Origin of the sequence: Eubacterium sp. BL-380-WT-2B (genome assembly GCF_009696115.1) — a bacterium.
Classification (GTDB): domain Bacteria; phylum Bacillota; class Clostridia; order Eubacteriales; family Eubacteriaceae; genus Eubacterium; species Eubacterium callanderi.
Genome location: NZ_VUMP01000005.1, coordinates 168344 through 178884, shown reverse-complemented (window position 1 = coordinate 178884; position 10541 = coordinate 168344). Strand labels below are relative to the sequence as shown.

Here is a 10541-nt window from a genome sequence, read left to right as displayed (position 1 = left end):
TCTTGTTATAACAATGGATTAATAAATTGAATTAGCGCCGTAATTGCCGCAGCAAACTCAGCGGTTCCTTTTAGCATTTTCAATCCGGAAACTGCAGTTTTTATAAAACCTTTTCTAGGGTTTTCAGATTTTATTTCTTCTTCTATAACTTCTAAATTGCTATTCAAAATTTCAGCATCTTCGTTTGATAAACCATCAGCAGTTTTTCTCACTGCTTGTATCAACTTTTCAAGTTGGGTAGTATCAATGCCCACTGTATTGGTTGCTGAAATGGAAGCATTGTCGTTGGCAATATTGACTTGTCCATTTTGTACTGTAATTGAATAAATAATTTTTTCATCAACTCCCATATCAATTCCTATCTTGGTTAAGTATCTTTCTATATGGTGAATTAATACCATAACAACTCGGTCGTTGAATCCTTTGATTTTGTCTTGATATTTTTTTGAAGACGAATATCCAAAGGCAACGCCTAGATGTATTTCGATGTTATTTTCAGCAATATAGTTTAAGATTGCAAAGACATTTCGAATCTCTTCTTCATCTGTATCTCCAAGAGAAAAAATACATCTTCCGTAAGAACGACTAACTTCGTCAAACTCTTGTTTCAAGTCTTGATCACAAACTCCACAAGCTATAATGTAATCAATAATAATAGGTGTATTTTTAATAAATGCAATAAATTTTGATAGCACATTTGTATAGTCGTTGAAATCAGCTTGTAGAAGACGACTAGAAATACTGTTGAAATCATACATGATTTTTCTTAAGTCTGCTCTATTCAACTTCATAATTTTTCACCCCACAAAACGGGCAGTAGCACCCGGTCATACTTAGAATAGGCTTTACTTTGGCAGTGCGCTTGCAACACGGAAATGATACGATTTCTAGAGCTTCAATGCCAGAACGAACTGGATTTTCAGGCTCATGCTTGGGACGTTTTCCAGCCTTAAAAGTAACAGGTCCTTTCCTAAATTGACGCTCCATTTTTTTAAATTCTTCGTGGATCATGTCCATCGCCTTGTTTTGCGCCATTGCCATAGCCAACTCTAATACATCCTCTGTAATGTAGTCTTCTCCTACAAGGCCACAACTTGGACAAAAAAGTTCAAGTACGCCATCGTCCTCAATATCAGAAGGAGTAGCTTTGAAGAAAGTACCACAGTTGGGGCATTGCAAAAGTATATATCCATCGTTATCTGCTGGTATAGATATTTCCATATGAAAATCGTCGCTCATGTTATTCCACCTCCATTTCTCCGTCTTCTTCATCTAAGACGAGATTATCATCAATTTCATCGTCGATAGTTTCATCAGAGTCGGCTTCATATTCAGGTATTTCGATATCACGTAAATCGACTTTTCCCGTTACCACATCGGAAATAAGGCGGGTACGATATTCCTCTAAACGAGTAACTTGGTGTTTGATTGATAAAATTCCTTTATCTAATAGAGTTGTTTTTGATTTAATTTCATTATAAAGCTGTAGTTGTTCTTCTATTGTTGAGGGGAGAGCAACTTTTAAGCTTAATAACTTTTTATCGTTTATTGCAGGATAAGAAACACCTATTGAATTTTTTATTACCTCATTAACAAAGTAATCGGAGCTCAATGCATAAGATAATATTTCTGGCAATACTGTTTCTTTGATAGGTGATAGAACAGAAAAGCCAGTGGAAACAATACAATGCTCTATATCATGATCAATAAAACACATAGAACGAAGATAAGTTCTAACTGTTGAAATAATAGTATCTCCATACTTTACAATTCTTCTTGCTCGTGAAGGAGCTTCATCAAATCTATAATGTACGGGTTCTTGTTTAACATAGCCAAAACCGACAGAACTAATATCTAAATAATCAAATTCAAAATCTGCTTCAGTTGACGAGTTAAGTGATTGTAAATTGCTTTTAGCCCAATATTTTAAGGGTTTAACACTCCACGAGGATGGAATACTCCCTAGCCCGGAAATTCCACTTTCCTTCAACTTAGCGTGGGAATCTAGCCCCTTTGTAAGTGCGTTATTGATAATAACCTGCTTCTGTTCATTTAATAATGCAATCTGCTTTTTCTTTGCTCGAATTAGTTTATTGATTTTAGCAAGCTTCCAGTCAAGAAAACGCACGATCTGGTCTTGTTCCTCAATGCTTGGAACTGGCAGATATATAGATTTCATTTCTGTATATCTAGTTGTCCACAGGTCAGCAACAATTCCTCGACCATTTCTGTAAAACTCTTCGATAAAATAATGGCTTTTAAGCAGATAATGCATATATCGACCATTAACAAAAGAGCGTGGCTTTAACACTATGTTAATTAGTGAAACAGAACCATCATAATTGGATATGCCGCTGGAACCTCTTCTATCCGAACGACTATTTATTACAAAATCTCCTTTTCTAACAAGTTTACGATTATCACCATTATTTGTTTTTGCAACAGTAGCAATTTGAGGGACAACCCCAGCTTTACTTACAGAAAGAGGTGAATAATCCTTATCTGATACTTTTTCACTTCTTTCCACAAAAAGTTCACGTATTTTATGAGATTCCCAGTGGTCTGGGATACTATTAAGCCATAGAGCAGGTGTTTCTTTATATTTCGCATAGGGTTTCAACATTCTCTCAACCCCCTATAATCTCAGCAAGTAATCCGTCTGTCTCTTCTTCGAGTGAACGAATATCTGCTGTTATTTCTTCTAGTGTTCTTAGCTGAATCGGTTTATAGAAATATTTTGTAAAACTAATTTCATAACCGATCTTTGTTTTTTTCTCATCAATCCATGCATCAGGAGCAAAGGGTTTTACTTCTTTTTCAAAGAAAGCTTCGATGCCACCTTCATAGGTAAAAGGTATTTGTTCTGTATCTGTTAGCTCTTTATTGACAACAGGTTTTCCTTTTTTATCTTTTTGAATAGTGCCATCTTCGTTGTATGCAGGGCGAAGAACAGTTACTTTCCAATAACCAAACTCGTTGTTATCAAAAATTTTGCTATACTCATTTTCCTCAAAAGCCATATATAAATCCAAAATCTGGCGCCTAATCTCAGAAGTGAACTCACAGTTCTTTTTCCCAAGGTTTTTACGAAGAGGCGACTTTAAAGAAGTAGCATCTATAAGTTGAATCTTACCCTTTCTGTGTTCAGCTTTATTGTTAGAAAGAATCCAAATAAAAGTGCCAATTCCTGTGTTATAGAACATATTTTCTGGTAGCGCAATAATCGCTTCTACAAGGTCGTTCTCTATCATATAGCGTCGGGCATTACTTTCACCTTGTCCGGCATCACCTGTAAATAAGGAGGAACCATTATGCACTTCTGCGATACGGCTACCTAACTCGGTAGTTTTCTTCATTTTTGCAACATTGTTGAGTAGGAAAAGTAACTGTCCGTCACTTGTTCTTGGAATCATACTGAAATTAGGATCATCAGCAAAGTTGGTCACAAAACGACTGTCCATAATATCTTTCTTGCCACCGAGCTTATCCGCATCAACTTTCCATGATTTACCATACGGTGGATTACTTAGCATGAAGTCGAACTGGTAGGTAGGAAATTGGTCGTTAGAGAGGGTGGAACCAAACCCAATATGGTCCGCCTGATCTCCTTGGCCTTGTAATAATAAATCAGACTTAGCTATAGCATACGTTTCTGGATTTATTTCCTGGCCAAAAAGATGAATAGATACTTTCTTGCCAGCTTTTTCAGCAAGCTCCATCAGGCGGTCTTGGGCTACGGTAAGCATACCACCTGTGCCGCAAGCCCCATCATAGCATGAGTAAGTTGCATCCTTAATTTTATCCGCTACTGGTACAAAAATAAGATCAGCCATTAATTCGACAATATCACGAGGGGTAAAGTGTTCTCCGGCCTCTTCATTGTTTTCTTCATTAAAGCGGCGAATAAGTTCTTCAAATATTACCCCCATGGTATGGTTATCAAGACCAGGCAGACGAATTTCCTTCTTTTCATCATCTTTATAAACCGGGTTGGGACTTAAATTGATTGTAGGTGATACAAATTTTTCGATAACAGCACCAAGTATATCTGCATCGATCATAGTGTCTATCTGGTTGCGGAATTTGAATTTATCTAATATCTCTTGAACATTAGGAGAGAAGCCATCCAAATAGGCAATAAAATCTGCTTTTAAAGTTTGTTTCTTTGCTCTAGAGGTTAAATCGCGCAAGCAAAAAGGTGAACTGTTGCAAAATGACTGTCCAGCAGCATTGCATAGTGCAGCAGTTTGATTGGTGATACCTGCCTCGTCTAGTTTCTTTTTCATTTCAAGAACAGCAGGTTTAGTTTCCTCTAATACAGCATCTAATCTGCGGATTACTGTCATAGGCAGGATTACATCTCTATATTTTCCTCGTACATATACGTCTCGCAGACAATCGTCGGCTATTCCCCATATAAAGTTTACTATTGAATTATACGTTTGGTTATCCATATAAAACGCTTCCTTTCCATATTTCTTTTTTGTTGAATATTTCATTTCTTCTCTTCGTGAATTAACTCCATAATATCTGTGATATCACAATCAAGTGCTTTACAGATTTTAACTAATACATCTGTAGTGATGTTTTCGCCTTTACCTAGTTTTGCAATAGAGGCAGAACTAACACCGCTAAGTTTTTTTAGATCTTGCTTATTCATATTTTTGTCAATTAACAGCTTCCATAGTTTGTTATAACTTATATACATTATAAGCCTCCTTGGGTCGCATCTTTTTTGTTCCAAGAGCGACCAAATAATTCATCGCCGCCTTCATTAAGATGCAATACGGCTGTTTTGTTAAGTATAGACCTTGTTTTTTCAGAGTAAGCACCATCTTTATCAAGAGAGATGAAAATCTGTTTTTTACTTTGCATGTACAACTCCATTATCTTGTCAATCGGAGCATCACCTATGTTTTTAAAAATTAGAGAATCGTGAGCAATAGCAGGTAGTGGAGTTAATTTAAGAATGCTCAAGTCAAAAATAATAAGGCTTTTAAATGAAGTCCCCGTACCGGTATCATCAGGAGTGTAAAATTCATATCTCTTTCCATTATCTAAATCAATAACAGGAGCCTTACGGGTTTCATCATAAATAAAATCATTGAAACGGACCATCTGCTCATTAATTTCGCTCTCTATAAAACGCAGTTCTTTTTCTTGGGCTATTCTAAGATTTTCAGAGGCTATTTTTACCTCCTCCTTTAGATTAGTTGAATTAATATAGGCACTATTTTGTGCTTCCAGCATATTGATTTTTCGTTCTATTTCTGAATAATTTTCTAAAAAACGTTTTGAAAGATTCGCAGGAATACCAAGTTTCCGTAAATCATCTTCAAGTCTAGATATTTCTATTTCAGTAGACTCAATTAATACCCGCAATCTTTCCGCCTCTTCAGTCATTTCGTCGCTTAATATTTGCTGCATCTTACCATGAAATCTGTTAATATCTTTAATTTTTCTTATATCCGCCTCTGGAAAGAATTGCGCTAATTCAACTATATCGCTTTCAGATATAACGCGTTCGCCACTCAAGTTTTTTGTTACAACTTTAAGTTGAGATAATAGTCTGCTTCTCTGCCTCTTAATAGAGGTTATTTCAGCTTTTATGGCTGACGCTTCTTCCGCATGGACTAGATCATCATGTGATAAATCTTTGTCTATTTGTTCTGTGAGATTAACTAAAGCTTCCCGTAATCTTGCAATTTCCTTTTCATTTTCTTTATACTGACGTTTTGTTGTAATTGAGAAGGGCAAAAGCTCAAATTTCCTTGCCTTTTTAAATGTTGCAAACTTATCTTTCTTCATTGACTCAACCGTTTTATATTCTTGAATTCTATCAAAAACATTAAAAAGTTTTTCTAAAGCAGTGATTGCCTTTTCAGCTGGTTCTGAGCTGGTTGAGTGGAGAGGCTTTTTCTCAGAATGATTATCTTTACCGTAAATTCTGAAATAGCGCCCGACAACATCTCTAAAAGTAACATGAGGAAGATTAATATTGTATTTTGAAAATAGAAAATCTTTAAACTCCTGAAGTGGTATAGTTTTTTGAATATTATAGTTTTTATCGCAAACAGAAACCTCCTCACTGTTAACAATATCTCTACAAAAATAATAGTGTTGATTATCAAACTTAAAAGCAAATTTAATAAAGTGGTTTTTCAGTTTGTGTGCAGCATCTGAATACTTGTAAGTATCGCCTCCAAAAACATAATCTATGATTAGAAGGAACGTAGATTTACCAATAGAATTATCTGCTGATTGGCCGCCGAGCACAGTATTAAGTCCTTCATGGAAAATGATAGGTTTTCGGGGCTTTCCATAGGACATAAATTCATCACAATGTATTTCAACTAACATATATCAACACCTCTCGATCTTCGTCGTATTCAATCTTCTGTAATGCATAAAGAGAATCGAGGATTTCTATATATTCGCCCACATCAGATATCAGAGGCCGCATCTTCATGTAAAGAGTTATTACTGATTGTGGAGAAATTGACAGTTCTTTAAGGACAAAAGGGAATTTAGACAATATACTTTCGTTATATGTGAAAATTTTATTCGGCAATAACATCGAACACCTCGCACTTCTGTACGAAATATGAAATAATCACTTCGCACGGTTCTTTACTTTCATTTGTGTTTTTAGCAAGCCAATCAACTAATTTATAATAGATATCAGATTGTGATAAACCCTGATCACGTAGATTCCAGTAATTTAATTTCACTTGCATGGAGAATGGCTCAAACCGTAATTGACCTTCTTTACTCAACTGTTGAAATAAATTCTCAACATAAAGATAGTAGATATTAACACTGCTTTGAATTTTGATAAAAAGAGGGACATTGTCTCTCTTAATCTTTCTTTTTACTTCAACTGGATCGTAGTTTAAAGGAATCAATTCTGTGAATGGAGTGGTGCTTATTTTTCTTAAAACTCTATTTACGCCCTCTTCTATCTTTGAATCAGCCAAAGCTTCAATAGCATTAGCTTCTAGCATAAGATGTCTTTTAATATCTGCCATGCGTTTAATATCATCTTGACTTGGAGATAACAAATACTTATTTTTACATTTTGGACACAAAGCAATAAGGTTTTCATAGCTATCAGGTTTCAATTTTGGATCGATTTGAGCAATTTCGTAATTAGCTGCTGTCTTACCATTGTTGCTCGTAACATACAGAGGTTGATAGCAATTATCGTTGGGGCAAATACCATTTGACTCTAAAATTAGACGTAGACCAAACTCGTTTTTTAGCACGTCAACACTTATTAATTGGCCACTTTTACTTGATGTAGAAGTGGCTTTTTTGCTTTTTCCTGATGTTGCACTTTCAATAAGAATATCTTTGAAAATTTTAGCGCACTTTTCAGGCGTATTGAACGCATTAATGTCTGGAAAATACTCCGAAAGTTTACTACCTAAGGAGCTTTGAGCGTCTTCATTTGCCGAATTAATATAGTTCTCAAACTTATCTATATCTATGTATTTATTAATTTTTTTCGCCATAGATGAAATAGGCCTAGTGCCATTAAAATAGCTTTTTAGAGCTGAACTTGTAACGTCATGAATAGGGTTGTAATCTCCATCCATATCATCTGGAAAAGTAGTGATATTAGAGAACAACTCTTTAGTAAATTCTGCAGTATTTGCCCCAGAACCTAATATGGGCATCAGGATTTGTGCGAATTCGCTAAATGTCAATATCAATAGAAATTACCTCCTTCATGCTTTGTATCCGGTTGTATCCATCTGTACCCATCTGTTAGAGATGGTTTTTTTATTTTTACTACAATTGTTTCAAAGGAAGTTGACACTGTACAGTCCATCTGTAATGTACACAACTTTTTACAATTATATCACGTATTTTCGCAAATTTCAATTTTATATTTGCGAACGCATCAATATACTGCGCGAATAAAAACAAATTATCTTTATTAAGTGAAACGGAGGTGAGGGCATGGAAGTGATTAAGAATGGTAATGGTAAGACAGTTTGTCGAGCAGATGCTTCAAATAAAATAGTTGAAATTGTTCAGAGAGGGTTTAAGACAGTTATTCAGTTCATGGAAGATGGCACCATGAAAGTTATTAACTCTGAGGCAATTTAAGAATTGTGATCAAGCAATTATACGAAATAATCCGCAGAGCCGCTAGACGGACAGGATGAACACTTTGAAAGTGTTTCCTGCCCGTCTTTTTTTCTGCTCTGCGGATAAAAGAAAACCGGCTCCTGCGGATTTTTCAAAGCCAAATTTTGAAAACCAAAGGAGTCAAATTATGAAAAGAGCGTACAAAACAAGTAAAAAGAAGAGAACTAACTACATTTATTACACTGCTGAAGGAACAAAGATTGTGATTACCCCAGGTGAAGATGGAGTCACCGAAGCTGATATCGAGCTTTTACATACTATGGATGATGACGAAGTGGACGAGCAGCGCCGGTACGATTATCGAGTGACAACACATCTGGATGCTTATCATGATGGCGAAGAGGAAGCGGCAAATGACCGCAATAAGTATCTTGCAGATGATACTGCGAATCCAGAACAGCTAATTATACAAGCAGAAGATGAGGCTGAACATCAAGATATGCTGGACAAGTTAACCAAGGCAATGGAGTGTCTTTTACCACAACAAAAAGAACTCTTCAAAAAAGTATACCTTGAAAAACGATCCAACACTGATATTGCAACAGAAGAAGGTGTTACAGAAGCGGCTATTCGTGGTCGCCTTAAGAAGCTTCAAGAAAGACTTAGAAAAATTCTATCCTAATTGGGTTCGCAAGAACCCTTTATAAAAAAATCTTTTCTGAAAAGGGGGTTCGAAAGAACTCTCTTTTTCGCTTATCGGTGAGGGGCAGATAAATCGCCCCCAGAAAGGAGATGGAATATGAACCTTAAACACAAAGTCACAATCAATGTGGCAAGGCCCGGTGGCGAAAGAAGCTCAGTAATTCAAAGCAGTCGGAAGACAATCCGAGCGAGAATGCTTGATTTCCTATTTGGAAAGAAAGTCAGTCTGCTTGTAATTACTCCCGGTGACTCAGTTGAGACGGTAGAAATAAAGGAAATCAAGGAAGGAGGTGTGGGTCATGAGTAAGATTAAGCTCCTTCTCGATGTGGTGTCAGATCTTAGAGCTCTGGCAGATAGTGTTCAGGCTGTAGCTGATGCAATAGCAAGTAATGGGCCTCATGAGATTACAAAGCCAGAGCAACCAAAGCCTGAAAAACAATCTGAAGAAAAGCAGCTCACCTTAGAAGAAGTAAGGGCGGTACTTGCGGAAAAAAGCCATGACGGATTTACAGCTGAAGTAAGAGCACTTCTAGAAAAGTATGGTGCATCAAAACTCAGCCAGATTGATCCAAGCAAGTATGCTGCACTTCTTGCCGATGCGGAGGGATTGAAATGAGTAAACATGCAATTCTCTCTGCATCTGGAGCCCATAGGTGGTTAAACTGCACACCATCAGCGAGGTTGGAGTTGGAGTTTGACGACAACAGCGGTGAAGCTGCGGCTGAAGGCACAGCTGCCCATGCGTTAAGTGAGCACAAGCTCCGCAAAGCGCTTAAGATGAGATCAAAAAAGCCGGTTTCTCCATATGACTCAGATGAGATGGACAATTATACTGATGGTTACGTGGAGTTTGTGCTTGAAGTGATTGAGCAAGCCAAGCAGGCCTGTAGTGATCCCCTGATCTTGATAGAACAGCGGCTTGATTTTTCAAAGTATGTGCCTGATGGCTTTGGGACCGGGGATTGTGTAATTATAGCTGATGGAACTCTTCATATTATTGATTTTAAGTATGGTCAGGGTGTCTTAGTCAGCGCAGAGGACAATCCTCAAATGAAACTATATGCCCTTGGTGCACTGGATCTCTTTGATGGTATTTATGACATCGAGATGGTTTCAATGACAATCTATCAGCCCCGTCGAGAAAATGCCAGCACGTCCATAGTCTCAAAAGAAAGCTTGTATCAGTGGGCTGAAGAAGTTTTGAAGCCTAAAGCTGAACTGGCCTTCGCTGGTGACGGAAACTACTGCCCTGGAGAATGGTGTCAATTTTGTCGAGCAGCAGTGAAATGTAGAGCAAGAGCAGAAGCAAAAATGAAACTGGCTACATTTGAGTTTGCACTACCGCCACTTTTATCAGATGAAGAAATTGCTGACATTCTATCTTCTATCGGTGATCTCACCAGCTGGGCAAATGAGATTATAGCCTATGCCACAGATGCAGCAGTTAATCATGGAAAGAAGTGGCCCGGCTTTAAAGTAGTCGAAGGCCGTTCCAACCGTAAATATAAAGATGAAGAAGCGGTCGCAGAAGCAGCAAAAAATGCAGGTTATCGCGACATATACAAGCAAAGTCTCATCACTATTACTGAAATGGAGAAATTGATGGGCAAGACAAAATTTAATGAAGTCCTTGGTGGACTAATTATGAAGCCACCAGGCAAACCGACGCTAGTACCAGTTTCCGACAAGCGTCCTGAAATGAACACATCATCAGCAAAAAATGATTTTATGGAGGTATAAA

General features: G+C 37.1%; 13 protein-coding genes. 5 read left to right on the top strand and 8 right to left on the bottom strand.

The features are described 5' to 3' along the window. Positions 1-5 precede the first annotated feature (5 nt). Genes FYJ53_RS11290 through FYJ53_RS11260 form a run of 8 tightly spaced genes read right to left on the bottom strand, consistent with a single transcriptional unit; the run spans position 6 to position 7715 of the window. Entirely contained in the window at positions 6-791 is a 786-nt protein-coding gene (locus tag FYJ53_RS11290) for a hypothetical protein (protein ID WP_198963675.1), read from the bottom strand. Continuing rightward, a complete protein-coding gene (locus tag FYJ53_RS11285; RefSeq protein WP_137699133.1) occupies positions 778-1239 on the bottom strand; it encodes a TFIIB-type zinc ribbon-containing protein in 462 nt (153 codons plus the stop codon). The genes FYJ53_RS11290 and FYJ53_RS11285 overlap by 14 nt, the downstream gene beginning before the upstream one ends. 1 nt (position 1240) lies before the next feature. Beyond that, a complete protein-coding gene (locus tag FYJ53_RS11280; RefSeq protein ID WP_137699132.1) occupies positions 1241-2623 on the bottom strand; it encodes a restriction endonuclease subunit S in 1383 nt (460 codons plus the stop codon). A gap of 4 nt (positions 2624-2627) precedes the next feature. Next, positions 2628-4454 (bottom strand): class I SAM-dependent DNA methyltransferase, encoded by a 1827-nt coding sequence (locus FYJ53_RS11275; RefSeq protein WP_154557363.1) that lies wholly within the window; start codon positions 4452-4454, stop codon positions 2628-2630. A gap of 41 nt (positions 4455-4495) precedes the next feature. Then, a complete protein-coding gene (locus tag FYJ53_RS11270) occupies positions 4496-4708 on the bottom strand; it encodes a helix-turn-helix transcriptional regulator (RefSeq protein WP_058085662.1) in 213 nt (70 codons plus the stop codon). Beyond that, the gene (locus FYJ53_RS11265) at positions 4708-6360 is read right to left on the bottom strand and encodes a DUF2326 domain-containing protein (RefSeq protein WP_058085661.1); all 1653 of its coding nucleotides are present in this window, start codon (positions 6358-6360) and stop codon (positions 4708-4710) included. Before FYJ53_RS11265 ends, FYJ53_RS11270 begins: the two co-directional genes overlap by 1 nt. Continuing rightward, entirely contained in the window at positions 6350-6577 is a 228-nt protein-coding gene (locus FYJ53_RS21860) for an ABC-three component system middle component 7 (RefSeq protein ID WP_058085660.1), read from the bottom strand. The genes FYJ53_RS11265 and FYJ53_RS21860 overlap by 11 nt, the downstream gene beginning before the upstream one ends. Beyond that, the gene (locus FYJ53_RS11260; protein ID WP_058085659.1) at positions 6561-7715 is read right to left on the bottom strand and encodes an ABC-three component system protein; all 1155 of its coding nucleotides are present in this window, start codon (positions 7713-7715) and stop codon (positions 6561-6563) included. The genes FYJ53_RS21860 and FYJ53_RS11260 overlap by 17 nt, the downstream gene beginning before the upstream one ends. Before the next feature lie 250 nt (positions 7716-7965). Here FYJ53_RS11260 and FYJ53_RS21150 point away from each other — a divergent pair, with 250 nt between their 5' ends. From FYJ53_RS21150 to FYJ53_RS11240, 5 genes are all read left to right on the top strand, one after another. Next, a complete protein-coding gene (locus tag FYJ53_RS21150) occupies positions 7966-8115 on the top strand; it encodes a hypothetical protein (RefSeq protein ID WP_165475739.1) in 150 nt (49 codons plus the stop codon). A 169-nt stretch (positions 8116-8284) separates the two neighbouring features. Next, positions 8285-8779: an RNA polymerase sigma factor gene (locus tag FYJ53_RS11255; RefSeq protein ID WP_033860819.1), complete on the top strand. Its 495-nt coding sequence runs from the start codon at positions 8285-8287 to the stop codon at positions 8777-8779. A gap of 117 nt (positions 8780-8896) precedes the next feature. Then, positions 8897-9106 carry a hypothetical protein gene (locus FYJ53_RS11250; protein ID WP_032507254.1) on the top strand — a complete coding sequence of 70 codons (210 nt, stop codon included), beginning with the start codon at positions 8897-8899 and terminating at the stop codon, positions 9104-9106. Next, positions 9099-9416 carry a hypothetical protein gene (locus FYJ53_RS11245; RefSeq protein ID WP_058085658.1) on the top strand — a complete coding sequence of 106 codons (318 nt, stop codon included), beginning with the start codon at positions 9099-9101 and terminating at the stop codon, positions 9414-9416. Before FYJ53_RS11250 ends, FYJ53_RS11245 begins: the two co-directional genes overlap by 8 nt. Next, positions 9413-10540, top strand: a complete 1128-nt coding sequence (locus FYJ53_RS11240; RefSeq protein ID WP_154557343.1) for a DUF2800 domain-containing protein — start codon at positions 9413-9415, stop codon at positions 10538-10540. Before FYJ53_RS11245 ends, FYJ53_RS11240 begins: the two co-directional genes overlap by 4 nt. Position 10541 lies beyond the last annotated feature (1 nt).

Coding starts and splice junctions, on each gene's coding strand:
- FYJ53_RS11290 (WP_198963675.1), bottom strand. CDS start 791: ATGAAGTTGAATAGAGCAGACTTAAGAAAAATCATGTATGATTTCAAC.
- FYJ53_RS11285 (WP_137699133.1), bottom strand. CDS start 1,239: ATGAGCGACGATTTTCATATGGAAATATCTATACCAGCAGATAACGAT.
- FYJ53_RS11280 (WP_137699132.1), bottom strand. CDS start 2,623: ATGTTGAAACCCTATGCGAAATATAAAGAAACACCTGCTCTATGGCTT.
- FYJ53_RS11275 (WP_154557363.1), bottom strand. CDS start 4,454: ATGGATAACCAAACGTATAATTCAATAGTAAACTTTATATGGGGAATA.
- FYJ53_RS11270 (WP_058085662.1), bottom strand. CDS start 4,708: ATGTATATAAGTTATAACAAACTATGGAAGCTGTTAATTGACAAAAAT.
- FYJ53_RS11265 (WP_058085661.1), bottom strand. CDS start 6,360: ATGTTAGTTGAAATACATTGTGATGAATTTATGTCCTATGGAAAGCCC.
- FYJ53_RS21860 (WP_058085660.1), bottom strand. CDS start 6,577: ATGTTATTGCCGAATAAAATTTTCACATATAACGAAAGTATATTGTCT.
- FYJ53_RS21150 (WP_165475739.1), top strand. CDS start 7,966: ATGGAAGTGATTAAGAATGGTAATGGTAAGACAGTTTGTCGAGCAGAT.
- FYJ53_RS11255 (WP_033860819.1), top strand. CDS start 8,285: ATGAAAAGAGCGTACAAAACAAGTAAAAAGAAGAGAACTAACTACATT.
- FYJ53_RS11250 (WP_032507254.1), top strand. CDS start 8,897: ATGAACCTTAAACACAAAGTCACAATCAATGTGGCAAGGCCCGGTGGC.
- FYJ53_RS11245 (WP_058085658.1), top strand. CDS start 9,099: ATGAGTAAGATTAAGCTCCTTCTCGATGTGGTGTCAGATCTTAGAGCT.
- FYJ53_RS11240 (WP_154557343.1), top strand. CDS start 9,413: ATGAGTAAACATGCAATTCTCTCTGCATCTGGAGCCCATAGGTGGTTA.